Here is a 25,568-nt window from a genome sequence, read left to right as displayed (position 1 = left end):
TTTTAAGCATGCAGAACGTCACTGTCGTTAAGCAGTGACGTTGTATATGTTGTTGAGAAAAACGATATGGCCACACTATCAAAACGTAATCGATTTATCTGGATTATTCCTGCACTTATTTTTATTGCTTTGCTACTATTTATTTTCAAACCATTTTCATCAGCACCATCAAAAACAACAAATCAGACTGAAAACATTGTAAAAATTCGAATTGCTGTACCTGATCTAAGCAGTAGTGAAAGACACAGTAGCGGCACACCATTAGTTGATTATATATATTTAAATCAGTTACTTGAAAAAGAATTCGCAAAGAAAAATATTCAGGTTGAATGGCAATTTTTTAAAGGTGCAGGGCCTGTAATTAATGAAGCCTTAGCCAATAAGCAATTAGATTTTGCTTTTTTAGGTGACTTAGCAGCCATTATTGGCAAATCGAATCAAATCGATACCACGTTACTGGTAGCAACTGGACGGCACATAGATGCTTATTTGGGTGTTTTGCCAAATAAAGGATATATCAGTCTCGAACAGCTAAGAGGTAAACGAATAGCAATTTTTCAAGGAACTGCTATGCAATTATCGTTTGATCAATATATCGAGCGATATGGCTTTACTGAAAAAGATTTCCGCATTATTAATTTGGATCCTGCTGCGGCCAATGCAGCACTTGCAGCTAAGCAAATTGATGCCAGCTGGGGTTTAATGCCAATTCTAGCGCTTAAACAGCAGAAAATTGTAGAGGTTCCACTGAATACTGGGCAGAGACAAGATGGTGCTGGAACAATTCAATCAGGTTTGGTGGGTCGTAATGAGTTTATTAAGCAACATCCTGAAATTGTCCAAACCTTGATCAATACGGTTTTACAATCAGCACATTGGGTTTCACAGCCTGAAAACCGCGATAATGCGATTCAACTTGTCACTAAAAATGCAGGATTACCAGCAGAACTCTATGCATTGAGTCTACAAGACAAAGCCTTAAAAACAGTTTTTTCACCACTTTTGGATGAATATTATCTAGGGCATCTACAAGAAGGTGTACAGACTGCATTAAAGGCTAAACTGATAAAACGCGATGTTGATGTAAAACAATGGCAAAATGCTGAGTTTGTCGAACGAGGGATTCAACAGTTGAATTACGTCAATTATTGGAACTCTTCAAAATGAAATGATTAAATTAATTTAGCTGCGCAAAAAGACCTTTGTTAAGGTCTTTTTTATAAATTGCATAATACGCATCTAAAATAATTAATGATTCTTTGTAGAGGCAACAAGTATAGCTAAACATACGGCAACAGAGTCAAGGACTTAATAATGAATTATGTAACTGTTCGTATAAAGTCTGCATTATGTTATTTGCCATGTTCATTGACTAAAACCCCGCGTTAGCGGGGTTTTTTGTCAATGAGGCGATCATTTCTATACGCACTCGCATGGCATTTAACATTAATGCTCATTATGCGAACTTTCAGATTTCGTGGCGAAGCCGATGGCGAGGGCTCGCAGTCCATCGGCGTGACACGAAATCTAAGGTTGGGAGAGAAGGGCACACTGCCGTCTAATAGTGTGCCTGACTGCGGAAAGTTTTTTTCATTTTCGTCTGTGAGCTATATATAACGGAGCTTTCAGACTTAGTGAGAACGGTTCGCAACAACTAGCTATTTTGATTATATTTTAACCACATTTTTAGTTTTTTGTTTCCACTTTCACTGTTCCATCTCTAGTTACTTCAACAATCCCAGTCAATAAGGTTTGTCTGATGATCTCATGGAAGATTTCAGTATCTCTTAATGGTTTTTTCCCAGCTTTCACTAGGTCTCTGTTTATCTTTAACGCAACTTCGTTTAAAGCCTGTTCTTCTTCGTCTGTAAATCGAAATGTCTTAGCCATCACACTATTCCTTTTAAAATCACTAAATTCTAAATGAATTTGTGATTTATTCTTGTGTTTATATGTGATTTATGCTTTTATGCCAATTAAATGATTTGTGCATTTGTGATTTTGGGGAAGATTATGAATAGAGAACAAGCAATAGAATTACTAAAGACTGAAATTGAAGTTTTTAAAAAAGAACCTAATGATTATTACAGAGGGTATGTAGTTGGTATGTTAAATGCCTTTACCCATGTTGGTTTTATCGATGATGATTTGAATGATCATTACATTGATCTTATTGCTGATATCGGTTAATCGCCATGCTCGATTTTCTGCGGTTAGCGATCCCAATCATTCCTACGTTTGTACGTAGTCTTGATAATCACCATTGGTTTAATGGTGATATCCGCGATTTTGGTATTCCTGCTGCAACTCGTCATGTTTCTAAGACCGATGACGGTCAAACGATAACAGGGGATCTCTATCATCCTTATGAGTCGTTGCCTAGCGACTACACTGATATGGCTGTTAAGTTTTATACAAATACAATGAATACACCGCCTTATGTTGAGATTAAGGCGTCTCCGTTGAAGTTGTTACAAGGTCACAATGTGTATGGTTTTGAGTCTATAGAACTTGGCTCAGATCATATGCTTGGCATGTTACTCGAAGCCTTTCCCCAGTTAGCCCCAATCTTAGATTTGGCAAATACTGAGGTTTTACATCTAGATACGACATATTTATTTAGATTACCTCACCAGAATATGGTTCAGCCAACGCTGGACTATATGGCTAACTTGGCTTCGGGTCATCGTAAAGCTCGTGAAGTTAAGTATGCGAATTACATTACTTGGGGTAATGATGGTGCAAGTGTTAGACCTAAAGCCTATGGCAAATTTGAAGAAGTAAAAAGCCAATTAAATAAGATTCAAAAGCAAGCTGATAAGGGCTGTATGCGCTCTAAATCGCTTGTTATCGCTATGAATGATGCATTGCCATTTGCAAATGCTGTTTTACGTTTAGAAGGTCGTATTTGTAAGACCTATTTAACCAAGAATGGTTATCCATCAAATTTATTTCAGCTTATTAAGCTGCAACATGAACAGCCAGAATTATTGCTACGCCTCTGGCACGTAGCTTTTGACCCGATCTTAAACACATTGAAGGGTAAACATATGAATTTTTCGAGTGATGGAGAAATCCTAGATTTATTTAAGTCCAAGTTAGTGACTTATACAAAGACTGGTAAGCCAAGTTTTACCAGAGCTAACAACGCAATGAAGTTTTATTCATTAATTCGCCAGATTGGTCTGAAAGCTACCAAAGAGCTTTATAACGAACGTACATTTTACGATGCTCTTAAAGCATTGGAATTATGTGAGATTTCTAAAGGTCATTTACAGAACCTTGCCAAGAATCCTAATGGGAAAGTTATTCCATTTGTACGTTTGTTTGAACTCAAGATGTCTGAGCAAGCACCACCTGATTATGTTCAACCAGTTTCACAGTACACACCCAAACATGGGTTACATCTAGTTGCCTGAGGAGGCTTTAACCATGCAAGTATCATTTAACAAACGTACAGTTTTTCCAACCGTTTACCGTTCTGAGAAAGACGGCAAAGAACGAGCTTTTTTATCTACAACGGTTTTGTCTCCAGTTAAATATAACTTAACTGCAATGCCGGGAATGATGCCAGTCGAACAGATTCAAGCGATTCTTGAAGAATGTGCCGACAATGCTCAGGAAGTAGAAATCGAATTCACAGAGCAACAAACTAAGTTTGGTGCACAGATGCAGGTGTTTAGCGTTAAGCCATTACCAAAGAAAAACCCAATGGAATCAAAGGCTTAATTTGGAATTATACGATTGTTCGTATAATGTATAATATGTTAAAAATCAACAACTTACGTGTATTTTAACTATGACAGAATATGTTTATACATGCAAGAAGTGCGGTAAAAAATTTACTAAACACTCTAGTTACTGCATCCACTTTTATAAGTGTAAATAACAGATTTGCTGGCTTTTGGGGGCGGGAACGCAAGCCAGCAATTTATTGGGGATTTTAAGAAATGGATATGGTCTGTAAGCAATTATCGTCAGCCGATGCTAATGGGGTGCAGACCTGTCTTACATGGGGTCAAGCCGATCTCTATTTACCACCATTAAGCTACGCCGAAGCAACAACAATTGGGGGCGCTTTTTGGTTATGTCTCGCAGTCGTATGGGCCATTAAAGTTATACGAGTGCAAACTTTTGAAAAGTAAGGAGTTCATCATGAACACTAAAAAACAAGTAATGCTTCAACGTTTCAAACAAGCTGCTGTAGTAGCAACTGCTGCTGGTGCTGCTGCTGCATCTAATGCTGCTGTAGATACTACTGCAATCACTGGGGAGTTATCAGGCGCTGCAACTGCGGGTGCTACTGTAGCTGCTGCTGCAATTTTGATTCCGTTAGGTATCAAAGTATTTAAATATATTCGTTCTGCATTTTAATTCAGATTGAATACATGTGAGCTATCGCTTCTGCTTTAGCTCACTTTCTTTTTAGGGGTGAGTCATGGGTGATATTGGGGCGTACATATGGCTATTAATGATGATTTATATTGGTATAAAAATGTTTTAAAAAGAACGATTTCAACCACAATCCGCTTTTATTTATCTCTCTCAATTATCCTTTCACCAATAATTCTAATTAAAGAAGCTAATGCAGCCGATCAGGGCGATTGGTGGCTTCAACGAGAAATCACGCTACAACAAAATAGAGAAAATTATGCTAAGCGGGTTTATGGTCGTTCTGCTCGGTCTTTTGTAGAAACTGATCCTGTAACTGCAAAAACAAAAACAGTTACGAGAATTGCTATTGCTGAAGCTTCACCTACAGCTTCAAAAGTGGGTAGTTCCATGTTTAAACGTGTTGCTTTCTATGCAAAGAATCCAGGCGTACAAATGGTAGGTGTTATGGCTGTAACTCAGCTAATTGAAGCTATCGGTTGGGTTATGACTGATGGTGCTTACGTAAAGAAAAAGCCTGCTGATCCTGAACAAGCTGACCCATCTTATGAATATTATTGGTCAAACGGTTATCAATCAATTAAATACGCTTCATCTGGTACTGCGTTTAATGCCATGTTGGTTTATTTGTGTAGTAATGGTTCGTGGGGCACGTGTCCTAGTCAAATGACAAGTTCTAAACTTGTTAGCACAACTGATTCTAGTGCTGTTTATTCTGTTACGCGTACTAATGGTTCAACTGTCACTTATACAATGTCTAGATATAAAAACCCACTTTATAATCCAAACGCTCCTAAACCACCTGATCAAATCATTCCTTTGACACCTGAGCTATTAGGGGCTGCAATGATGGGTGAAGGCTATCATGATCCTGTTGATCCAACTCTTGATAGTCGCGTTAATACGGGCTTAATGAATAATTCTGTTGCTGATGCCTATAATCATGCAGGAAATGGTGTTGGTGATGATCTAGCTAATGACATGGACCAGAAAATTAAGAACGCCCCGAACACTCCAAATAATCAGCCTGCACCTTTTGGTGCCCCTCAATATACTAATCCACCAACTGAATCTGCACCTAACATGAATGATCGTGGGTGGACAACTGATTCAGGTGCTGCTGATGGTAAAGCAGAACCGATTAAAGACCCTGAAGGAAATCCCACAGGTGGTCAGTCTATTTCGATTCAATTTCCCGTTTTCTGTGAGTGGGCTTTTACCGTCTGTAAGTGGTATGACGATTGGAAAACTACTGACCAATGGATGAAAGAAGAACCAGAAAAAAAAGATCCTGAAAAAGTTGAATTTGATGATGATGCATCGGCGGGAAAAGTAACTCTTACAGGATCGGAAGTTTGTCCTCAAGATTCTGTTGAATTCACTGTATTGGGTAAAACATATACCTATCAATTACCTTATCAGCCTGTATGTGATGCGCTCTCATTTTTTAAGCCTGCCGTACTTGCTGTAGGGGCGATTACTTCTGCTTTTATCGTTGCGGGTATCAATGTTAAGGGAGAGGATTAACTATGAGTTTAGCTAGTCTTCTTTCAAAAGTATCAGAAACCATTTTATCTGGTGCTGTCTCAAAATTACTTAAAGGCGCTGGTCTTTCATTATTTACATATGGTGCATCACAGGGGGCTTTTGCTTTAGCTGTAAGCACAATTCAAAGTTATTGGGGCACGTTGGGTAACGTATTGTACGTTGTTGGATTAAGCGGATTTGATCAGGCCATTAGTATGGTTTTATCTGCAATTGCCTTACGTGTTGCATTATCAAGTATGCAAGTTGGGGTACGAAAAAGTGATTAATTTAGTATGTGGTCAACCACGTAACGGCAAATCTCAATTTATGGTTAAAACCATATTAGATATGCTTGAACAAAATAAAAAATTAGAAGAACAAGGCAAGCCAGTACGTCAGATTTATTGTGATATTGACGGCTTGAGAATCCCTGAAATCGAACCTGCTCCAGACGATTGGCGTGAAACCCCAGACGGTTCAATTATTATTTATGATGAAGTACATATGCGTAAAGCGTATGAGTATAAAGGTAATCAATACTCTCAAGATCAGATGATTAAGGATTTAACTATTCATGGTCATTTCAACAAGGACATATGGTTAATTACACAAGACCCTGCGCGAATTGAGAAAGGTATTCATAAGCTTATTGATAAGATGTACTTCATAAAGCGACCTAGTTCTAAGCCTCCTTATACTAATGTTTTCGTGTTTGATAAGTGGTTATCTAGTCCTGAACCTGCTGCAAATCGCAATGCCAAACATAAGAAGTATTTCGATTACTATCGTTTTCATTTTAAAGATGAATATCAAAATCTGTATCATTCTGCTTCTGATCATTCAAGCATCAAATTTAAGTTACCTAAACAGTTATTTGTTTATGTAGCCATCATTCTTGGCATAGTCGGATTAGTAACAATTGGCTTAATGAATACTAAAACTTTTAATACTCATAGGTTTGAGGATAAACAAAGTGCATCAGATACCAAAAAAGATAGTAAAACGGATGGTCAAACAGCTAATCAGAAGACTGACGAACAGAATCTTTTATTAGATCAGCAGTGTGCTAAACAGTACGGTTTCACTATTGAGCAATGTGCAGATCTACGTGATCCATCTAAAAGAAATGCTGAGTTATTAGCAAAAGAGAAGAACGACATGCAAAGTATTGTTGTTCAGTACAACCCTAATAAGCCTTATGACGTTGATGTAAGTCAGATTCAATATGAGGTTACGGCTAAGCCTGTTTTTAGCGGTTGTATTAAAAAGAATGGTCGTTATGTGGCGTATACGCAGCAAGGTACGATTTTGCATGATATGAGCCAATCAGACTGCAAGAAATTGATTGATCAAGGAGATCGACCGTTTAATTACTTTGCTAAGCAACAACCGGGACAAGTAATTACTGAACCTTCTCCAGTATTAGCTGAGAAACCAACGATTTGAAATCTTCTTCTCTGATTACTAAAAACCGTCTATATGTTCTACCGTAGAAGTAACCAAAAAAACTCGTTCAGGGGAATTGCGAGTCCCCGAAGCTGTGCGCAGGGGTCGCAAGGCGTAGTCTACGGGTTTTTACGTGACCAAACCTCGAGTTACACACAATGCTCATACTGTGGCCGTACACTCCAGTTTGGCCAGTTGATGAGACATCTAAAAGTGTGGCATGGTTACGGAACAAAAGACTTTACAATAGATTTTTGACTGGCATTTTATTACATTTTTCTTTAAGCCGGAGAGCTCGCCCTGGCATCAAAAAAATGAATGAAATCAATACTTGTTAAATTTAGGGGATTGGCAAAATATGACAATTAAATATTATGATCTTAATAATGAAACTCCCATTGTTGTCGATCTTACTTTGGGTGAATTAACAGATATTTATTTTACGATTTTTGGTGAAGGTGGTTCTGACAAGATGCCAGCACTTAGGAAAATAGAAACTAAATATACTCCCTGTCATATGTGCCAAAATTTGATTTTAAAAGAAGATTATGAAGCACATTTGCAGCAACATTGGGATGAGGAGTGATTCGTAGATATGACATCTTATTTTTTAGAAATATTCTATGAAAATGGCGATTTTACAATTTTTTCTCAATTGATTTTGGCTTTCTTCGTCTGTTATGGAGTTGTTTTATTTACAGACTGAGAGTTCGCATAAAGTCTGCATTATGTTATTTGCCATGTTCATTGACTAAAACCCCGCGTTAGCGGGGTTTTTTGTCAATGAGGCGATCATTTCTATACGCACTCGCATGGCATTTAACATTAATGCTCATTATGCGAACTTTCAGATTTCGTGGCGAAGCCGATGGCGAGGGCTCGCAGTCCATCGGCGTGACACGAAATCTAAGGTTGGGAGAGAAGGGCACACTGCCGTCTAATAGTGTGCCTGACTGCGGAAAGTTTTTTTCATTTTCGTCTGTGAGCTATATATAACGGAGCTTTCAGACTTAGTGAGAACGGTTCGCAACAACTAGCTATTTTGATTATATTTTAACCACATTTTTAGTTTTTTGTTTCCACTTTCACTGTTCCATCTCTAGTTACTTCAACAATCCCAGTCAATAAGGTTTGTCTGATGATCTCATGGAAGATTTCAGTATCTCTTAATGGTTTTTTCCCAGCTTTCACTAGGTCTCTGTTTATCTTTAACGCAACTTCGTTTAAAGCCTGTTCTTCTTCGTCTGTAAATCGAAATGTCTTAGCCATCACACTATTCCTTTTAAAATCACTAAATTCTAAATGAATTTGTGATTTATTCTTGTGTTTATATGTGATTTATGCTTTTATGCCAATTAAATGATTTGTGCATTTGTGATTTTGGGGAAGATTATGAATAGAGAACAAGCAATAGAATTACTAAAGACTGAAATTGAAGTTTTTAAAAAAGAACCTAATGATTATTACAGAGGGTATGTAGTTGGTATGTTAAATGCCTTTACCCATGTTGGTTTTATCGATGATGATTTGAATGATCATTACATTGATCTTATTGCTGATATCGGTTAATCGCCATGCTCGATTTTCTGCGGTTAGCGATCCCAATCATTCCTACGTTTGTACGTAGTCTTGATAATCACCATTGGTTTAATGGTGATATCCGCGATTTTGGTATTCCTGCTGCAACTCGTCATGTTTCTAAGACCGATGACGGTCAAACGATAACAGGGGATCTCTATCATCCTTATGAGTCGTTGCCTAGCGACTACACTGATATGGCTGTTAAGTTTTATACAAATACAATGAATACACCGCCTTATGTTGAGATTAAGGCGTCTCCGTTGAAGTTGTTACAAGGTCACAATGTGTATGGTTTTGAGTCTATAGAACTTGGCTCAGATCATATGCTTGGCATGTTACTCGAAGCCTTTCCCCAGTTAGCCCCAATCTTAGATTTGGCAAATACTGAGGTTTTACATCTAGATACGACATATTTATTTAGATTACCTCACCAGAATATGGTTCAGCCAACGCTGGACTATATGGCTAACTTGGCTTCGGGTCATCGTAAAGCTCGTGAAGTTAAGTATGCGAATTACATTACTTGGGGTAATGATGGTGCAAGTGTTAGACCTAAAGCCTATGGCAAATTTGAAGAAGTAAAAAGCCAATTAAATAAGATTCAAAAGCAAGCTGATAAGGGCTGTATGCGCTCTAAATCGCTTGTTATCGCTATGAATGATGCATTGCCATTTGCAAATGCTGTTTTACGTTTAGAAGGTCGTATTTGTAAGACCTATTTAACCAAGAATGGTTATCCATCAAATTTATTTCAGCTTATTAAGCTGCAACATGAACAGCCAGAATTATTGCTACGCCTCTGGCACGTAGCTTTTGACCCGATCTTAAACACATTGAAGGGTAAACATATGAATTTTTCGAGTGATGGAGAAATCCTAGATTTATTTAAGTCCAAGTTAGTGACTTATACAAAGACTGGTAAGCCAAGTTTTACCAGAGCTAACAACGCAATGAAGTTTTATTCATTAATTCGCCAGATTGGTCTGAAAGCTACCAAAGAGCTTTATAACGAACGTACATTTTACGATGCTCTTAAAGCATTGGAATTATGTGAGATTTCTAAAGGTCATTTACAGAACCTTGCCAAGAATCCTAATGGGAAAGTTATTCCATTTGTACGTTTGTTTGAACTCAAGATGTCTGAGCAAGCACCACCTGATTATGTTCAACCAGTTTCACAGTACACACCCAAACATGGGTTACATCTAGTTGCCTGAGGAGGCTTTAACCATGCAAGTATCATTTAACAAACGTACAGTTTTTCCAACCGTTTACCGTTCTGAGAAAGACGGCAAAGAACGAGCTTTTTTATCTACAACGGTTTTGTCTCCAGTTAAATATAACTTAACTGCAATGCCGGGAATGATGCCAGTCGAACAGATTCAAGCGATTCTTGAAGAATGTGCCGACAATGCTCAGGAAGTAGAAATCGAATTCACAGAGCAACAAACTAAGTTTGGTGCACAGATGCAGGTGTTTAGCGTTAAGCCATTACCAAAGAAAAACCCAATGGAATCAAAGGCTTAATTTGGAATTATACGATTGTTCGTATAATGTATATTATGTTAAATAGAAGATTTGGAAACCTACCATATATAAGGCTCTGGCTACTCTGCATTGTTACTACGCCGTTTATACTTCACTACACTGAATTATTAAAAGCTTGCCCAACTGTATCTGTTGCTCAAGCAACTTACTAGGAGACTTAGCACGCTTAGCGACTTAAATTGACTAACCCTATTTCTAATCTTAGCCAGAAAAACACTCTAGGCAGCCTTCTACAAAATGTCATTAGATTTTTAATTTGCCCTAGTTAGAACGCGTAAGCCACTTACCGCTTTATCACCTTTACGGGCTTTATTTTTGGCTACTTGTTACTGCGATACAGATTTCTTTCCCTAAATCGCCTTTTGAGCATTAAAGTTATTAATTTGCTTAGTCTAAATTTCAATACATAGAATATTTTATATGTTATTGAAATTTATAAATATATTTTAAAAACACCCTTTACAGGCTTAGAAAAACTGATATAGTACGTGTATACAGCTATTCTTTAGATTTCCATCACATCAGCCAGTTTCGATAATCAATTACAGCCTAATATACTTCGGGATGTGTTTTCGCAATTCCTCTCATTTTCTAACTAGCTCAGGTTATAATAATGGACTCCAAAAATATTGTTGATCTATTATGAACGCCTCCAATGACCCTTTACACGGCAAAAAACTTGCTGACATTTTGGATGAATTATTGGATTACTACGGTGGATTTGAAGGCTTAAGTCGTAAAATTGAAATTAGATGTTTTTGCATAGATCCAAGTATTAAATCATCATTACGATTCTTACGTACCACACCATGGGCACGTGAAAAAGTAGAAAGCTTATATTTGTATGTCTTACGCCAAAAAGCCAAACAGAAATCGTAGCGATCAAAACTCTAGCTTCAGTATTTTAATTAGTGGTGGACTGCCACCACTCTTCTTTAGTATGAAAATATGGTATTTATAGCTTCCTAACAATTAAGCCCTATAAGTTGAATATTTAAACAATTCATTTAAGAAACATCTACACGCTTTTTATAAATTTTATTTTACTTTTACTATAAATCCCTAAGTTCAAGTGATCACACATGACTAAAAGAACAATAAATATTTATGGAGCCAGACAAAATAACCTTAAAAATATTTCATTAAAAATCCCAAAACATGAAATTGTTGTCTTTACTGGAGTTTCTGGCTCAGGTAAATCTTCTTTAGTTTTTGAAACCATTGGCGCAGAAGCTCAAAGACAAATTAATGAAACTCAAGATAGTTTTGTCCGTAATCGTTTACAGCATTTTGGCGTGGCAGACGTTGATAAAATTGAGAATCTAAATGTACCTGTCATTATTAATCAAAAGCGTTTAACGGGTAACATCCGCTCAACCGTTTCAACAATTACAGATATTTACGCCAATCTTCGCTTACTATTTTCACGTATGGGTGAACCATTTGTTGGATATTCGAATGTTTTTTCTTTTAATCATCCCAATGGCATGTGTCCAAAATGCGAAGGTATTGGTTTAGAACAAACAATTGATATTTATAAAATATTAGATTTAGATAAATCTTTAAATGAAGAAGGCGCTATCAATTTTCCTACCTATCAACCTACTGCATGGCGTTGGACTCGATATGCAGATTCAGGTTATTTCGATTTAGATAAAAAATTAAAAGATTATAGTGAAAAAGAATGGGACTTGTTGTTGTATGCCCCTCAGCACAAGCCGTTGAATCCAACAAGTAAATGGAGAAAAACTGCACTTTACGAAGGATTGGTGACCAGATTTGAGCGTAACTTTCTAAAAGGAGAAACGCGGGAAAGAAATCGTTATGGGAATAAACTTGAGCAGATTATTACAACCAAAGAATGTTCTTTATGTAAAGGCCAACGGCTTAATCAAAAATCTTTATCTTGTAAGATTAACGGTAAAAATATTGCGGAATGTACAGCTCTATCTGTATCAATGCTTTTAGAGTTTATAGAGTCCATAAAAAGTGAGAAATTTGAAACCGTTTTACATGAACTCATTAATAAACTGAGTAACTTAAACTTAGTTGGTCTCAGTTATTTAAACCTTAATCGTGTGAGCAATACATTATCGGGCGGTGAATCACAACGAATCAAAATGGTTAAACATTTGGGTAATAGTCTAGTTGATCTGCTCTACATTTTTGATGAGCCAAGTATTGGGCTGCATCCAAAAGATTTAGATAATATTATTAAAATCATTCAAAAGATTAGAGATAAAGGAAATAGTGTTTTACTGGTTGAACATGACCCTGATCTTATTAGAACAGCGGACCATGTCATTGATATGGGTCCTCTTTCTGGTGTCAATGGTGGTCAAATCATTTACCAAGGAACTTTCGAAGAATTAAAGAACTCATCAGGTTTAACAGGCCAGTTTTTTAAAAGACCAAATACCTATAAAAAAACGCCCCGCATTCGTTGTGAATGGATTTCGATTAAAAATGCTCATTTATTCAATCTAAAAAATATTGATGTTGATATTCCCAAAAATTGTCTAAGCGTTATTACAGGTGTTGCGGGTTCTGGAAAAAGTACGTTAATCAGTAAAGTCTTACCACAACAATATCCTGAAACAAAAGTGATTGATCAATCTGCAATTACTGCAAGCATTAGGTCAAATTTACTGACCTATCTAGACCTTCTTGATCCGATTCGTCAACTGTTTGCAAAAGCAAATAAAGTGAGTGCTAAGCTTTTTAGTTTTAACAGTGAAGGTGCTTGTCCTCAATGTAAAGGATCAGGTATCGAGAAAATTGAACTCGCATTTTTAGATGATGTCGAAATGACATGTGACCTTTGTCACGGCTCAGGATATGCCCCAGAGGTGCTGAAATATCACTATAAAGATAAAAACATTGCTGAAATCTTGAAAATGACTGTTACAGAAGCCAGCCACTTTTTTGAAGATCGTAATTTACAGCAGCAATTTAATTCATTGGTAAGCTTAGGGTTAGACTATATTGCAATTGGCCAACGCTTAAATACTTTTTCCGGTGGCGAGCGGCAAAGACTAAAACTCTCAAAAGAGCTCAATGAAACGGATAATATTTTTGTATTAGATGAGCCGAGTACGGGCCTACATCCTTCTGATACTGAAAAATTGATTAGTTTATTAAATAGCTTAGTTGAAAAAGGTAATACGATCATCGTTATTGAACATAATCTAGACATTATTAGCCAAGCAGATTGGATTATTGATATCGGTCCATTAGCTGGTGACAAAGGTGGTGAATTGGTGTTTTCTGGAACTGTTACTAGTTTGCTCTCAGCAGAAAAATCATTCACAGGCTACTATTTGAAAAAATATCTAGAGCTGTAAAGATTTGATTAACTAGCTTGGCACAACAGTGAATCAGATTTTGCTTGAAGCAGAGCGGCATGTATCAAGGAATTAATAAACGGAGCAGTTAAAATCAACCGCTCCATTTAAATTTAAAACCGATATCCAAATTTTAGACCATAGGCGATTGCATGATTGTCTTTAAAATCTGCCTGTTCTGCGAATGGTTTAATTCCTTCTATTGGCAAGTAATAAGTTCCATCTTCGGTTTTTGTATCACCTAACCAATAATATTTTATGCCACCAGCTATAAAGTAGTTTTTAGCGGGGTTAAATTGGACACCTAAACCAAGCGACCAAGAACCTTTGATTGGTCCCATTGTTGACGCAGGATCACCCGTACCTGAATCCCAACTTACATCTGTTGAAGCAGCCCATTTTTCTGTAAATTGATGTGCGAGACCGACAGTCGCACTATATTGATCGTTCTGATAAGAATCGAGCTTAAAGCCTTGGGTATAAGCTCCACCAGTTGCCTCTTTCATAATAATTTCAGATAGAGCGCCATATTGCGGAGGGCGTGTTTCAAACTCTTTCCAATTCACCCATCTTAAATTCATATAAATAAGTGATTGTTCAGAAATGCCTGTCTGAAAATCAATATTTAATGATGCTGGAGTCTCTAATTTGGTTTTCTCATTTTCAACGAGTTTTAGTGGTTCACCATAAATATCTTCATCTACTTGAAATTTATATTTGATTTTAGACCGATAGGTTATCGCTGCTTTTAATGCAAGATCGGGTAATTGATAACTTCCTCCTAACAACCAGCCGACTTCGCCTTCTTGCTGAAACTTAGCATTATAGCCATTAAAAGCCTGAGTATAGGCATTGCCCCGAAGACCTAGGTTTGCTTTTACGGTTTGATAAACTGGTCCACCGTAAATCTGAAAATGCTCAACTGGTGAATAACCCACAATCATACTTAAATTTTGAGTATCGGCTTTTACGAATGTACCTTGATGGCTAACGTCATTATCAAAATAACTATTATTAGAACGTGCCGGATATTTAATGTCAGCACTAAAGGGCTGATCGTATAGCACACCAAAACTTAAACGATCTTTAAGTTGTAACTTTAGAGCAGCTGTATAGAACTGCGTACTTTCTGCAATATCGCCTGTATCACGACTTTGGTGATCTCGTACAAGATCGGCTCTATCGTTGACTATGCCAGAAACAGATGAATCGACTGCAAATAAATTCGCTTCTGCATAATTACCGTTTTCTAGAAATGGCAAGATAGATTGGCCTGATTGTTCCAAGGCTGAAGCGTGACTAATGTTACTCACAAATACGCCAAGCATTCCTATTAAAATCGGATTTGTCCTATTAGTTGGCATTCCATTCATACCTATATCCTTTTTCGTTGTTATTTCCCAAAATCCTTAGGATAGTTTTTTATTTTTAGAGCCATATTTCACAACATGGCTCTAAAATTCTTTACATCTATTTTCGTAATAAACCCAAACCGAAAAGGCTTAGCCACACGACCTGTACTGGTAATAAGAACAGTTCAAGGAATAAGGCCGCTTTAGGAAAGCCTGAGAAAAGAAGTGCAGCAAACCCAACATATCCCAACCCAACCAAAACCAATGGGAAACCTAATGCAGATTTGTTTTTTCTCAGAAGTAGTCCGTTAACTATTGCCCAGAAACCGATTGTCGGTCCTTCCATTGGCCATAAGCCATTTTGTGAGCCTTGAGAAATGGTGGCCCACACAGTGCCCGCTGCCTGTTTAGCCATTTCATTTCCAGACATATATGTTTCAGCAAGTGGTCCTAACACAGCGGCCTGTAAAACAGCCCCTGCTATACCTAACATGGTTGAAATCACAAGGAATAAAATAGCGATATCGGACAACAACCCTCCCGAAGAGCGCAACTTTCTCCACAGATATACGCCCACAGCCAAAAAAGGAAGATAAAACCCAAAACAATCAGAAATCATTGAAGTTCTGAAAAGTGCTTGGTCTTTTGCCGACAAAGTTAATGCAAATTCAGGTTTAAATATTTGATGCAAATCAAAACCTGTAACTGCAAGAAAACAAAGTAAGCAAGTTGCAGCCATTACCGTACCGATTAGTGCAACCCACGCTGTAAATACGTGTCCATCATCATATTGTTTAATCGAGTCCAAGACGTCTTCTCCTAGAAAGTGCTGATACTCGTTCGTATTCGAAATAAGTACGTAGCGCAGCGATAAGACCCGGAATTAATGGGAAACGTTTAAATTTAGCGTGTCCTTTTTCTCCATTGGCAACAAACCAATGCTCGGTAAGCTCCGTTTTACGTTGCAATGCAAGATCAGCTAAAATTCGGCCATAATTTTGTGACATCATTACGCCCGCACCACTGTATCCATAGGCATAAGAAATACGACCATTATGAAGTGTGCCCACTTGAGACCTTACGTCAAAAGGAATAGAACAAGCGCCACTCCAACGTTGAGCAATTTTTAATTTCTGAAATGCAGGAAATACCTTTTTATACATTCGCTCAGCGGCATCATAAAACTGCACTTTCTGAGCTTCATCCATAGAGCGCCCTTCACCCACGTAGATATCACATAGGTTAAATTGCAATCTTCCATCTACAGTCGTTCTACAGGTTGGAGGACAATAGGTTGTTTTGTCATAAAACTGACCACGATGTTTCCAACCAAGCGCTTTCCAATCTTCATCAGTTAAAGGTTCAGTAATTAACTGATATACAAACATTGGAAGTTGTGCGCGTTTAAGCCCCAATTCTGGTTGCAATAAATGGGTAAAACCATTTGTTCCCAATACAATATGTTTAGCTCTAACCTCACCTTCTGGGGTTTTGAGAATAAAGAACTTTTCCTTATCTTCTATATCCAGTACTGGCGTTTGCTCAAAAATTTGTGCGCCCGCAGCTTCAGCTATTCGCTTGAGTTCTCGAGAATGCTTTACAGGGTTGACTTGTCCAGAATGTGGCATTCGGCAACCACCAGAAAATGCATCACTATTTAGAGCTTGGCTGACTGTAGCTCGATCCATATAGACACTGTCTTTTGAGCGAGGTTGATCGTGCCAATATTGAGTAAAATGCTCTAATCTTTTTTCATGGCCGCGAAGTGTCGTAAATGTCACACCGGGCATTTCAAAATCGCTATCCATATTTTCGCGTTTGATTAGGTCCTGCACATAGTCCAGACCATTCCATGCGAAATTTTGAAGCTCAGTTAATCTTTCTTTTCCATAAAGTACTTTTGCAGTGGTAGGGTCAAGTACTGGAACTGGCACAACCCAACCAGAAGTACGGCCTGAGGCACCAAATGCCACACATTCGCCTTCAAGAACAGCCACTGATGCAGCAGAGTCGGCTTTTTTTATGTGATAGGCGGTAGATAATCCAGTAAACCCTCCTCCAATAATCACCACATCTACATCGATAGTGCCTTTAAGAGGTGGTGAAGGAATGTATTCGCCTGAGTGGGCTAACCAGAATGACTTATTTGCATGTGGAATATTATTCATCTAATGCTCCTTCCTTTGATATTTGATATTGCTCAGTCCACGTACCCATACTTTCGCCTATTCATTTTTTTTCAAAAAAAAGGCTTATCGCAAACTCAAGACATAATTTCTTCCCTGAAAAAATGTTGAGTGCTTTATCGCAATGCGTACGAAATCGTAGAGCTGAATATATATTGCTCCAACAATTACACAGTGTCAATGACACTGTGTAATTAAAAATAAAAATTTAGCTTCTGATAAGAATGTTTAGAAAAAAGGAAAATGAGATTGAAAAAATAATTTAAAAAATTTTCTTAAATATTAAACATATATATTTTTTAATTATAGAAATGAATGAACAATTCCTTTTGAACATTCATAAATTTATAGTTAATATTTTTTTAATTAGCACCATAAAGTGTCGATAACCAAATGTTTTGAAGAACCCTTATCGCTACCTTTGGATCAACTTCTGATGGACGTCCGAAAACTTCAGAAAGATATCTTTCTTCAAGCCAGATAAGTGCTTTTGCTGTTTCTTCTACATCTAAATTTTTCTTAATTCTACCAGCTTCTTGTTCTTCTTTAATATGTTGAGCAGCAGCGTTAATAAAGTCTTGCACTAAACTCCGATATGCATTATCCACACGTTCATCGCCTCCTGCTGCTTCTCCGAAAGCTCGTAGTACACGCCCATGCTGCATGTAAACTTCTACCAAACCAACTAAAGTACGGCGCAAATCTTCTTGAGGACTATCACCTTGCAGCCACCTATCTGCAATAGTAAATAATTCTTTCCCAATATTTTCAACAAGGCGTAAGGCCAAGTCATGCTTATCTCGGAAATGTACATAAAATGCTGGACGTTTTAAGCCCGTTCGGCGCATGACCTCATCTACATTGAGTTCACGAAAAGGATGTTCACTTAAAAACTGTTCAGCAGCATTTAATATTTCATTTTCAGAAACTTTAGGGTCGTGTTTGGGTCTACGTCTTGTAGTTGTCATACTATCCAATTTCTCATTGACACGATGTCATTGTAGGTATTAATAAATTATTCGACAAGCATTAATGCACTATTGTGGAACAAATTCTTGGAAAAAAAATAAATAAGAAGATTTTTATACTTAATAACACAATCAGAATTATATATTTTTAAAATCAAACTTTTCAAATATTTAAATAATTATTTAGAAATTCTCAATAACAAAATAAGTATAATTACACTGTGTCATTGACATTGTGTAATTATTAAATTAATAATATTGAACAGCCCCTTTTTATGACGGGGACTTCTTAAATGAAAACATACTGAGCTTAAGTAAGGCGTTTGTTCATCAGTTCCATGGATCAGGGAAAATGAAGATTAATAAATTCATCATCTTAGAAAATCTAACTGATGCTCAATTTACTGAAATTTGTAGAGAGGAATAAGATATGAATACATCAGAACAAGTTACTACTACTGATGTTTTAATCATTGGCGCAGGGATTGCTGGTATTAGCGCAGCGTACCATTTAAAGAAATATCGTCCTAATTCAAGCTTTTTAATTCTAGAAGGCCGAGAAAAAATCGGTGGCACTTGGAGCTTATTCCGCTACCCTGGCATCCGCTCCGATTCAGATATGCAGTCTTTTGCATTTGGTTTTAAGCCTTGGACTGAAAAAAGGACTTTCGGTAGCGCGCAAATGATCTGTGCTTATTTGCAGGAAACCCTTACTGAAAATGGTATTGACCAACATATTCAATTTAACAGCTATGTAACGAGTGCAGAATTTTCATCAAGTGAAGGCATTTGGACTGTTAAAGTCAAACAAAAAGACCAAAAAAATTTAGTCACCTTACGTTCGCGCTTCCTGCTTATGGGCACAGGTTACTACGATTATAATAATGGTTATTCGCCTGAGTTTCAGGGAAGCGAAGACTTCAAAGGTCAAATCGTTCATCCTCAACACTGGCCAGAAAACCTCAACTATTCAGGCAAAAAAGTTGTCGTAATTGGCAGTGGAGCTACAGCGGTAACCTTAATCCCAGCTATGGCTAAAGATGTTGAACATATCACCATGCTTCAAAGATCACCTAGTTATGTGATTGCGATGCTAAGTGTCGACCCTATTGCACTGGCTTTAAATAAAGTTCTCTCGCCTCAACGTGCATATGAAATTATTCGCAAGAAAAATATTGCACTCAGCCGAGGAATGTATAAATTAAGTCGCCGTTTTCCAGATGTGATGCGCCGCCTACTGATTGCAGATGTAAAACGCAGACTGCCTAAAGGTTTTGATGTCGCAACTCATTTCTCGCCAAAATACAATCCATGGGATGAACGCTTATGTGTTGTACCAGATGGAGACATGTTTAAAGCAATTTCTTCGGGCAAAGCTTCTGTTGTGACAGATCATATTGACCGCTTTACTAAAGATGGAATCTTACTGAAGTCAGGTAAAACACTTGAAGCAGATATTATTATTACTGCAACGGGTTTAAACATGCTGGCATTCAGCAAGATTCAACTGACTGTCGATGGTAAGAAAATCGATTATCCAGATACCACCATTTATAAGTCTATGATGCTATCTGATATTCCAAATTTTGCCTTTGCATTTGGTTATACCAACATCGCATGGACCTTAAAAGTAGATCTAGTATGGCGATACTTCTGCCGTCTACTTGACTACATGGATGAGAATAAATACGGAACATTTACGCCAGTGATTGCTAACAAAGACATGAAGCGAGTTCCGTTTGTTGATTTGAGTCCGGGATATGTTCAACGTGGTTTAGCTCAGTTCCCTAAGGCAGGAACAGAAGGACCATGGGAATTTCAACATGATTATGAGTTTGATTTAGAAAGACTCAACAAAGGTCCTGTTGTCGATAAAGCATTACATTTCACTGCTCTTTTACCTAAGAAAAAATTGGCAGTTGTTCCAGAGTCAAATTCAGATGAATTGAAGATCAAAGCTTAATACTACCCTCAAAATTAAGGTCTCTTATTTAAGTAAAACCTAAATAAGAGACTAAATATATTAGGTAAACATTATGGAAAATATTAAATTTACCAGCAAAGGAATTACATGTTCGGCTTGGTATATCCCGACCACATCCGATAAGTACAAAAGCGCTCGAGGGCGCCCCTGCATTATCATGGGAAATGGCTTCGGAGGTACAAAAGATACAGGGTTATTACATTTTGCAGAGCCATTTAGCAAAGCAGGCTTTGATACATTTATATTCGATTATCGTAGTTTTGGGGAGTCTGGCGGTTTTCCAAGACAGAATGTGTCCTATAAAAATCAACGTGAAGACTATCATGCAGCAATCGCAGCTGTGCGAAGCTTACCCAATGTAGATCGAAACCGTATCGCGCTTTGGGGCACGTCTTATTCTGGTGGACACGTAATGGTCGTTGCAGCTCAAGATCCAAAAATCTCAGCTGTAATCTCTATGAATCCAGCTACAGATGGTTTAGCCGCCCTTACCCAGATCTTACGTTACGGCGGGCTTAAGCAGTTAACAGTTGCCGTGGCTCACGGTTTAAAAGACTTAGCCCGCTCACTGTTAGGCCAAGAAGCACATGTTATTCCAATTGTTGGGCAACCTGGCACGGCAGCCATGATTAGTACACCAGGGGCAGAAACTTCTTATAAATCGATGGCTGGACCAACATGGCGTAACGAAGTATGTGCCCGTACAGCTTTAGAAGTTGCAAGAAATCGACCAATTAATTTCGCTCGTCAAATAAAGTGTCCTTTACTGGTACAAGTTGGTTCAAATGATCAAGTTGCTCCACCTGAAGCTGCACGCAAGTCCGCTAATTTAGCAAGTGGTAAAGTTGAATTAGCGGAATACCCAATCGATCATTTTGATTTTTACAGCGGAACATGGCAAACAAAACTGTTAGATGAACAAATCAACTTTTTAGCAAAAGTTTTAAGCCATCCAAAGGCGAAATAAAATTTTATAGTCATCAATAAACATATGAAAATAAGCTGATTAGGAATCTATCTAATCAGCTTATTTGAAGCCATTATCTCCATAACTTTTATGTATATAGTTAATCTTATGATCGGTACTTGGCCTGAATCATCAGCATGATAATAACGAACAACGAAGGTATTGCCGCAATCACAAATAAATGGGTAATGACCAGAAATTGAGAAAGATAACCACCAAATAACGGCCCAATGACCGAACCCAAACGGGCAATCCCAATACTCCAGCCCACCCCAGTGGTACGAAGTGAAACTGGGTAATAACTCGCAGACAGCGCATTAATAGCAGGTTGCCCACCAACAATCGCAAAGCCAGCAATGAAAATGATGATAAATAATAAAACAATATGGCTAACAGCATAGCCAATTAAAGCAACACTAATTACTGCAACTAAAAAAACAGGAATTAATACTTTATAAAATCCAGTCTTATCGATTTTAAGACCCATCACAATACTACCGATCGTACCGCCTAATTGTAGAGTTGAGCCGATCATGAGTGCCTGATTTAATGACAGCCCTGACTCTTTAGACAAAGTCGGTAGCCAGTTCGCCAGAAAATAGAGACTGATCATATTTAAAATACTGATGATCCAGATGGAATAGGTAAAAAACGCACGCTTATTTTTAAATAACTCAAGCGGTGACTTCTTAACCTGAACTTCAGTCGTATTGATGATTTTCATCTCTGAATTAAATGTTAATGCAGGATAGAATTTCTTTAACCAAAACGAAATCTTGGGCGTATTTTTACTATTTTCACTTAAAAAATATAAAGACTCTGGTAACTTAAAGAACGTGATAAAGAAAATAATTAAAGGAACAATACCGCCAAAATAGAAAATCGCCTGCCATCCTCCCCAAGGAACTAACAAGGCTGATATGCCTCCCCCCAACATTGCCCCGACCGTATAGCCACAAGAAATGACCATCATGGTGAAAATACGAGATTGATATGGAACAATTTCGGAGCTATAAGCCATGACATTTGGCATGATACCTCCTAAAAAAATTCCTGTAACAAAGCGGATTGCAGTCAATTGCTCAATATTGCCAACATGTGGTGTGACCAGCATCAATATGGAGAACATAAAGGTTGAGATCAGTAGGATTGGACGGCGGCCAAAACGATCCGAAAGTGAACTTAATAAAAATGATCCAACAAACAAACCAAATAAGCTGGCGCTAAACACAACGCCTAGCATGGTTTTATGAATGCCCCATTCTTCTATAATCATTGGGGCTGCGTAAGCCATGGACTGAATGTCATACCCATCCATAATCATTAGCAATAAACAGGTGAACAAAATAAATTTCTGATAACGTCCAACTTTCTGCTGATTGATCAGATCACTTAATGCAACTTCTTTCATGGTCATCCTTTCTCCATGTTGCGCTTTCAATTATTTTCATTTTAATTACGTTATTTATAATTAATTTATGAATAACGTAATTAAAATAACAATATTCTCCCCCAAAAGTCAAAACATTAACTTTTTCGGCTGATCAGAAAGCGCTCATGATTTACTCATCACACCATATTTTCAAATTATTCTTTTATATTCAAATGCTTGTTTTAAAAAACTGCTCTAGGATGACATCTCTCTCTTCCAAACTATTGGAACTTAGAAATTGCATCATCAAGCCATCGATTAGGTTTAACACCATGTTGGCATCGGGTTTTATTGCACAAGTTTCTAGACTAAAAACCAGCTCAAAAATTTCATGAAGTAGCCATTTTCGATATTCAATCGCCATGCGGTAACCCTGCGAATAAACGAGTTTAATTTCAAATATGGCTTTGAGTAATAAGTGGTACAGGTTATTAGAACAGACATGTAAGCGCACAATTTCTTTGAGTTTATCCCTTGAAGTGTAGTAACGGTTTGAGTAAATAATTGACAGTACTTCTTCTTTAAGGAGTCTCTTTTGAAAGGCAATACACATTTCAATCAGGCGCTCTTTTGAGGCAAAGTAATTATAAAAAGTGGTTTTGGTTATTCCAGATTCTTTCACAATCAGGTCTATTCCCGCTGTGTGAAAACCATGGCTGGTAAATAAGCGTATCGCCGTACGAATAACCTGTAATTTTTTGGAAGAGATTTCTAAATCTGACATAGTTTTACCGTTATAAATTCTTGTTGTTTCTAAAAGAAATACTTTTCTGGGAGAAAAAAGGCATAGCAAAGCCGTAAGACTGTGCTTGGCACATCTCAAGTTTTATTGTTGATGCAAATTTTTTGAGTCGTAATGACTTAAAGCCTGAAAACCTTTTGGTGATCAAGCTGCTTTAAATTTTTAAGTTGTGTCGTTATAGCTTTTGGCAAGGACTGCCAAGAAATAATGAATGTGCAAAGCCAACTCCTTCTATAGGGAGTTCTGCCAGACATTTTAAATTATGGTGGCAGAACGGAAGAGGGTTCGCAGACTAGTAATAACTCAAACTAGCACACCCGTAGGTGTCCCTCTCCCGTCCTACCGCTACGGGAGGGAACGAGTAGTTCACCACACAAGGCTGTTCCTCAGAAGGAATGGCTCTGATGCGGGAGTTATTATGCGGTCTGCGACGACCGACTGGCAATGTGGCCAGCAGGCAAATGGTAATCTTCAAAAATTAAGGTGTCAATGTGAAATTGGCTATAAATTATTTAATTAATTATTGTTTTTCATTTAATTACATAATTAAGGAAAGTCTTAAGTAAAATTGAATAATCATTTTGTTTTTTAAGTTTTCTAGTTGAAGATACTCTTTTTTCATTTGCGCTGATTTAAGAGATTGGAACAAGCTTCAACTAGAAATATGAATTACAATTATTATGATTCTTTAGATAATCCCCCTCCTAAAACTTTATAAATTTCAATTTGGTTATTTAATTTGACCTGTTCAAGTGCCAGTAAGCCTTGCTGTGCTGCGTACGCAGAACGTTGTGCATCCAAAACCGTAAAATAACTATCAACTCCAGCTTTATAACGTGCCATTGAAAGTTTATATGTTGCAGATGTGGCAGATACTAAACGGCGCTGGGCATCTAAGCGTTCTTCAATATGTGCATGGGTAGCAAGCGCATCATTCACTTCTTTAAAGGCTGTTTGAATAGACTTTTCATATTCTGATAAAGCAACTTTTTGATCTATTTCAGCAATTTCAATACCCGCCTTTCTTGTTCCCCAATCAAAAATTGGTAGATCAATGCTTGGACCAACTGACCATGCAAAATTACCCGACTTAAATAAATCTTTAAGTTCAGTCGACGCATAACCTGTAGAACCAGTAAGGCTTATGGTTGGGAACATTCGCGCCTTCGCAGCACCAATGTTTGCACCTGCCGCTCGCAACCCATATTCAGCCGCTTTAATATCTGGACGATGATTTAACAAATCACTTGGTAAACCCGCTGCAAAATTCTTCTCAAGGGTAATATTTTTAATTGAATCGCTTGGAAGTAAGTTTTCAGGAATAGGAGAACCTGCTAACAAATCTAGTAGATTTTTTGCCTGTAGAATTTGAGTCTTATAAGTTGCAACGTCATTTCTAGCAGTCTCTACAGAAATTTGTGCTTGTTTTAGTGGCACTTCACTGTCAATACCAACATCAAAGCGCTTCTTGTTTAGGTTATAAGCATCGACTTGCGCTTTTAAAGTCTGCTCAGCAAGATTTAAATTGGCTTGTGCAAAAGCATAATTTAACCAGACCTGCGTGATGTTACTGATTAGACCAATTTGTACAGCTTCTTTCGCGCTTTGAGTTGCAAGATAGTTATTTAATGCTGCATCCTTTAAATTTTGAACACGACCCCAAAAGTCTAGCTCATAGGCAGTCATTCCTAAGCCCACTTGAAATGTAGAAACTGGGTTATTGGGGTTAATAGATGGGCTAACCTGCCGCACTGCATTTCCAGTTACCCCAATAGTCGGGAGCTGGCTATTTTTTGTGATTTGATATTGTTGCTGTACACGCTCAATATTAAGCGTAGCAGTCCGTAAATCCCGATTATTGTTTAGCCCTATTTCAATGACCTGTAATAATTTAGGATCAGAAATAAACTCTTTATAACTTTTCTCCGCAATGGTGGTTCCTGAGGAATTCTGAGCAAAATTTTGAGGAATATGAGAAATCGCTGTCGGCTGTGGTGCTTGCATATTTACACACGCAACGAGTGCAACAGAAAGTGCAGAAACAACGAGTCCACGAGATACGATTGCCACTTTCGACATAGTATTCTCCAAATAATAAA

26 protein-coding genes are annotated in these 25,568 nt (G+C 37.6%); 17 read left to right on the top strand and 9 right to left on the bottom strand.

Annotated elements, in window-relative coordinates; translation table 11 throughout:
• Window positions 1–66: 66 nt before the first annotated feature.
• A complete protein-coding gene (locus AC1PJP_RS15300; RefSeq protein ID WP_479767542.1) occupies window positions 67–1,167 on the top strand; it encodes an ABC transporter substrate-binding protein in 1,101 nt (366 codons plus the stop codon).
• A 519-nt stretch (window positions 1,168–1,686) separates the two neighbouring features.
• Here the strand turns inward: AC1PJP_RS15300 and AC1PJP_RS15295 are convergent.
• Complete coding sequence (locus AC1PJP_RS15295) at window positions 1,687–1,890, bottom strand: hypothetical protein (RefSeq protein WP_057053476.1); 204 nt, start codon at window positions 1,888–1,890, stop codon at window positions 1,687–1,689.
• 123 nt (window positions 1,891–2,013) lie between these two features.
• Between AC1PJP_RS15295 and AC1PJP_RS15290 the strand changes: the two genes are divergently transcribed.
• From AC1PJP_RS15290 to AC1PJP_RS15250, 9 genes are all read left to right on the top strand, one after another.
• A complete protein-coding gene (locus tag AC1PJP_RS15290) occupies window positions 2,014–2,190 on the top strand; it encodes a hypothetical protein (protein WP_479767530.1) in 177 nt (58 codons plus the stop codon).
• A gap of 5 nt (window positions 2,191–2,195) precedes the next feature.
• The gene (locus tag AC1PJP_RS15285) at window positions 2,196–3,419 is read left to right on the top strand and encodes a phage/plasmid replication protein, II/X family (RefSeq protein WP_479767528.1); all 1,224 of its coding nucleotides are present in this window, start codon (window positions 2,196–2,198) and stop codon (window positions 3,417–3,419) included.
• Window positions 3,420–3,432: 13 nt separating this feature from the next.
• On the top strand, window positions 3,433–3,729 hold the full coding sequence (locus AC1PJP_RS15280) for a hypothetical protein (protein WP_479767526.1): 297 nt from the start codon (window positions 3,433–3,435) through the stop codon (window positions 3,727–3,729).
• A gap of 221 nt (window positions 3,730–3,950) precedes the next feature.
• The gene (locus tag AC1PJP_RS15275) at window positions 3,951–4,145 is read left to right on the top strand and encodes a hypothetical protein (RefSeq protein ID WP_479767540.1); all 195 of its coding nucleotides are present in this window, start codon (window positions 3,951–3,953) and stop codon (window positions 4,143–4,145) included.
• Window positions 4,146–4,155: 10 nt separating this feature from the next.
• Window positions 4,156–4,374 (top strand): major capsid protein, encoded by a 219-nt coding sequence (locus AC1PJP_RS15270; RefSeq protein ID WP_479767538.1) that lies wholly within the window; start codon window positions 4,156–4,158, stop codon window positions 4,372–4,374.
• An 87-nt stretch (window positions 4,375–4,461) separates the two neighbouring features.
• Window positions 4,462–5,919, top strand: coding sequence for a virulence factor TspB C-terminal domain-related protein (locus AC1PJP_RS15265; RefSeq protein ID WP_479767536.1), 1,458 nt, complete (start codon window positions 4,462–4,464; stop codon window positions 5,917–5,919).
• A gap of 2 nt (window positions 5,920–5,921) precedes the next feature.
• Window positions 5,922–6,206: a DUF2523 family protein gene (locus tag AC1PJP_RS15260; RefSeq protein ID WP_479767534.1), complete on the top strand. Its 285-nt coding sequence runs from the start codon at window positions 5,922–5,924 to the stop codon at window positions 6,204–6,206.
• Window positions 6,199–7,365, top strand: a complete 1,167-nt coding sequence (locus AC1PJP_RS15255) for a zonular occludens toxin domain-containing protein (RefSeq protein WP_479768243.1) — start codon at window positions 6,199–6,201, stop codon at window positions 7,363–7,365. The genes AC1PJP_RS15260 and AC1PJP_RS15255 overlap by 8 nt, the downstream gene beginning before the upstream one ends.
• Before the next feature lie 358 nt (window positions 7,366–7,723).
• A complete protein-coding gene (locus AC1PJP_RS15250; RefSeq protein ID WP_479767532.1) occupies window positions 7,724–7,951 on the top strand; it encodes a hypothetical protein in 228 nt (75 codons plus the stop codon).
• 479 nt (window positions 7,952–8,430) lie between these two features.
• Here AC1PJP_RS15250 and AC1PJP_RS15245 read toward each other — a convergent pair whose 3' ends face one another.
• Window positions 8,431–8,634: a hypothetical protein gene (locus AC1PJP_RS15245; RefSeq protein ID WP_057053476.1), complete on the bottom strand. Its 204-nt coding sequence runs from the start codon at window positions 8,632–8,634 to the stop codon at window positions 8,431–8,433.
• A 123-nt stretch (window positions 8,635–8,757) separates the two neighbouring features.
• Here AC1PJP_RS15245 and AC1PJP_RS15240 point away from each other — a divergent pair, with 123 nt between their 5' ends.
• The 5 genes from AC1PJP_RS15240 (at window position 8,758) to AC1PJP_RS15220 (ending at window position 13,838) form a co-directional block, all read left to right on the top strand.
• Complete coding sequence (locus tag AC1PJP_RS15240; RefSeq protein WP_479767530.1) at window positions 8,758–8,934, top strand: hypothetical protein; 177 nt, start codon at window positions 8,758–8,760, stop codon at window positions 8,932–8,934.
• Window positions 8,935–8,939: 5 nt separating this feature from the next.
• Window positions 8,940–10,163 carry a phage/plasmid replication protein, II/X family gene (locus tag AC1PJP_RS15235; protein WP_479767528.1) on the top strand — a complete coding sequence of 408 codons (1,224 nt, stop codon included), beginning with the start codon at window positions 8,940–8,942 and terminating at the stop codon, window positions 10,161–10,163.
• A gap of 13 nt (window positions 10,164–10,176) precedes the next feature.
• Window positions 10,177–10,473 (top strand): hypothetical protein, encoded by a 297-nt coding sequence (locus AC1PJP_RS15230; protein WP_479767526.1) that lies wholly within the window; start codon window positions 10,177–10,179, stop codon window positions 10,471–10,473.
• A gap of 663 nt (window positions 10,474–11,136) precedes the next feature.
• Window positions 11,137–11,373 carry a VF530 family protein gene (locus AC1PJP_RS15225; RefSeq protein ID WP_002113647.1) on the top strand — a complete coding sequence of 79 codons (237 nt, stop codon included), beginning with the start codon at window positions 11,137–11,139 and terminating at the stop codon, window positions 11,371–11,373.
• A 203-nt stretch (window positions 11,374–11,576) separates the two neighbouring features.
• Complete coding sequence (locus tag AC1PJP_RS15220) at window positions 11,577–13,838, top strand: ATP-binding cassette domain-containing protein (RefSeq protein WP_416662964.1); 2,262 nt, start codon at window positions 11,577–11,579, stop codon at window positions 13,836–13,838.
• 113 nt (window positions 13,839–13,951) lie between these two features.
• Here AC1PJP_RS15220 and AC1PJP_RS15215 read toward each other — a convergent pair whose 3' ends face one another.
• The 4 genes from AC1PJP_RS15215 to AC1PJP_RS15200 form a co-directional block, all read right to left on the bottom strand.
• Entirely contained in the window at window positions 13,952–15,211 is a 1,260-nt protein-coding gene (locus AC1PJP_RS15215) for an OmpP1/FadL family transporter (RefSeq protein ID WP_479767523.1), read from the bottom strand.
• Between the two features lie 97 nt (window positions 15,212–15,308).
• Complete coding sequence (locus AC1PJP_RS15210) at window positions 15,309–15,998, bottom strand: hypothetical protein (RefSeq protein WP_056480134.1); 690 nt, start codon at window positions 15,996–15,998, stop codon at window positions 15,309–15,311.
• Window positions 15,985–17,358, bottom strand: coding sequence for an NAD(P)/FAD-dependent oxidoreductase (locus AC1PJP_RS15205; RefSeq protein WP_199988196.1), 1,374 nt, complete (start codon window positions 17,356–17,358; stop codon window positions 15,985–15,987). The genes AC1PJP_RS15210 and AC1PJP_RS15205 overlap by 14 nt, the downstream gene beginning before the upstream one ends.
• 380 nt (window positions 17,359–17,738) lie before the next feature.
• Window positions 17,739–18,344, bottom strand: coding sequence for a TetR/AcrR family transcriptional regulator (locus tag AC1PJP_RS15200; protein ID WP_005040635.1), 606 nt, complete (start codon window positions 18,342–18,344; stop codon window positions 17,739–17,741).
• 430 nt (window positions 18,345–18,774) lie between these two features.
• Between AC1PJP_RS15200 and AC1PJP_RS15195 the strand changes: the two genes are divergently transcribed.
• A complete protein-coding gene (locus AC1PJP_RS15195; protein ID WP_479767520.1) occupies window positions 18,775–20,307 on the top strand; it encodes a flavin-containing monooxygenase in 1,533 nt (510 codons plus the stop codon).
• A 73-nt stretch (window positions 20,308–20,380) separates the two neighbouring features.
• Window positions 20,381–21,295, top strand: coding sequence for an alpha/beta hydrolase (locus AC1PJP_RS15190; protein WP_479767518.1), 915 nt, complete (start codon window positions 20,381–20,383; stop codon window positions 21,293–21,295).
• A 106-nt stretch (window positions 21,296–21,401) separates the two neighbouring features.
• Here AC1PJP_RS15190 and AC1PJP_RS15185 read toward each other — a convergent pair whose 3' ends face one another.
• The 3 genes from AC1PJP_RS15185 to adeC all read right to left on the bottom strand — a co-directional run bounded on the left by AC1PJP_RS15185 (window position 21,402) and on the right by adeC (window position 25,548).
• Window positions 21,402–22,706, bottom strand: coding sequence for an MFS transporter (locus AC1PJP_RS15185; protein WP_479768241.1), 1,305 nt, complete (start codon window positions 22,704–22,706; stop codon window positions 21,402–21,404).
• Window positions 22,707–22,896: 190 nt separating this feature from the next.
• Window positions 22,897–23,451 (bottom strand): TetR/AcrR family transcriptional regulator, encoded by a 555-nt coding sequence (locus AC1PJP_RS15180; protein ID WP_479767517.1) that lies wholly within the window; start codon window positions 23,449–23,451, stop codon window positions 22,897–22,899.
• A gap of 696 nt (window positions 23,452–24,147) precedes the next feature.
• On the bottom strand, window positions 24,148–25,548 hold the full coding sequence (adeC, locus tag AC1PJP_RS15175) for a multidrug efflux RND transporter AdeABC outer membrane channel subunit AdeC (protein ID WP_192454443.1): 1,401 nt from the start codon (window positions 25,546–25,548) through the stop codon (window positions 24,148–24,150).
• Window positions 25,549–25,568: the final 20 nt, after the last annotated feature.

It is taken from the genome of Acinetobacter sp. V116_7, assembly GCF_056735735.1.
This window is presented reverse-complemented; position numbering and strand designations above follow the sequence as displayed.

Bases quoted from the DNA above. Each gene is read 5' to 3' on its own strand.
- AC1PJP_RS15180 (WP_479767517.1), bottom strand. From the start codon at position 23,451: ATGTCAGATTTAGAAATCTCTTCCAAAAAATTACAGGTTATTCGTACG.
- AC1PJP_RS15200 (WP_005040635.1), bottom strand. From the start codon at position 18,344: ATGACAACTACAAGACGTAGACCCAAACACGACCCTAAAGTTTCTGAA.
- AC1PJP_RS15300 (WP_479767542.1), top strand. From the start codon at position 67: ATGGCCACACTATCAAAACGTAATCGATTTATCTGGATTATTCCTGCA.
- AC1PJP_RS15280 (WP_479767526.1), top strand. From the start codon at position 3,433: ATGCAAGTATCATTTAACAAACGTACAGTTTTTCCAACCGTTTACCGT.
- AC1PJP_RS15285 (WP_479767528.1), top strand. From the start codon at position 2,196: ATGCTCGATTTTCTGCGGTTAGCGATCCCAATCATTCCTACGTTTGTA.
- AC1PJP_RS15250 (WP_479767532.1), top strand. From the start codon at position 7,724: ATGACAATTAAATATTATGATCTTAATAATGAAACTCCCATTGTTGTC.
- AC1PJP_RS15230 (WP_479767526.1), top strand. From the start codon at position 10,177: ATGCAAGTATCATTTAACAAACGTACAGTTTTTCCAACCGTTTACCGT.
- AC1PJP_RS15270 (WP_479767538.1), top strand. From the start codon at position 4,156: ATGAACACTAAAAAACAAGTAATGCTTCAACGTTTCAAACAAGCTGCT.
- AC1PJP_RS15240 (WP_479767530.1), top strand. From the start codon at position 8,758: ATGAATAGAGAACAAGCAATAGAATTACTAAAGACTGAAATTGAAGTT.
- AC1PJP_RS15220 (WP_416662964.1), top strand. From the start codon at position 11,577: ATGACTAAAAGAACAATAAATATTTATGGAGCCAGACAAAATAACCTT.
- AC1PJP_RS15235 (WP_479767528.1), top strand. From the start codon at position 8,940: ATGCTCGATTTTCTGCGGTTAGCGATCCCAATCATTCCTACGTTTGTA.
- AC1PJP_RS15245 (WP_057053476.1), bottom strand. From the start codon at position 8,634: ATGGCTAAGACATTTCGATTTACAGACGAAGAAGAACAGGCTTTAAAC.
- AC1PJP_RS15290 (WP_479767530.1), top strand. From the start codon at position 2,014: ATGAATAGAGAACAAGCAATAGAATTACTAAAGACTGAAATTGAAGTT.
- AC1PJP_RS15205 (WP_199988196.1), bottom strand. From the start codon at position 17,358: ATGAATAATATTCCACATGCAAATAAGTCATTCTGGTTAGCCCACTCA.
- AC1PJP_RS15265 (WP_479767536.1), top strand. From the start codon at position 4,462: ATGGCTATTAATGATGATTTATATTGGTATAAAAATGTTTTAAAAAGA.
- AC1PJP_RS15215 (WP_479767523.1), bottom strand. From the start codon at position 15,211: ATGAATGGAATGCCAACTAATAGGACAAATCCGATTTTAATAGGAATG.
- AC1PJP_RS15195 (WP_479767520.1), top strand. From the start codon at position 18,775: ATGAATACATCAGAACAAGTTACTACTACTGATGTTTTAATCATTGGC.
- AC1PJP_RS15185 (WP_479768241.1), bottom strand. From the start codon at position 22,706: ATGAAAGAAGTTGCATTAAGTGATCTGATCAATCAGCAGAAAGTTGGA.
- AC1PJP_RS15275 (WP_479767540.1), top strand. From the start codon at position 3,951: ATGGATATGGTCTGTAAGCAATTATCGTCAGCCGATGCTAATGGGGTG.
- adeC (WP_192454443.1), bottom strand. From the start codon at position 25,548: ATGTCGAAAGTGGCAATCGTATCTCGTGGACTCGTTGTTTCTGCACTT.
- AC1PJP_RS15190 (WP_479767518.1), top strand. From the start codon at position 20,381: ATGGAAAATATTAAATTTACCAGCAAAGGAATTACATGTTCGGCTTGG.
- AC1PJP_RS15295 (WP_057053476.1), bottom strand. From the start codon at position 1,890: ATGGCTAAGACATTTCGATTTACAGACGAAGAAGAACAGGCTTTAAAC.
- AC1PJP_RS15225 (WP_002113647.1), top strand. From the start codon at position 11,137: ATGAACGCCTCCAATGACCCTTTACACGGCAAAAAACTTGCTGACATT.
- AC1PJP_RS15260 (WP_479767534.1), top strand. From the start codon at position 5,922: ATGAGTTTAGCTAGTCTTCTTTCAAAAGTATCAGAAACCATTTTATCT.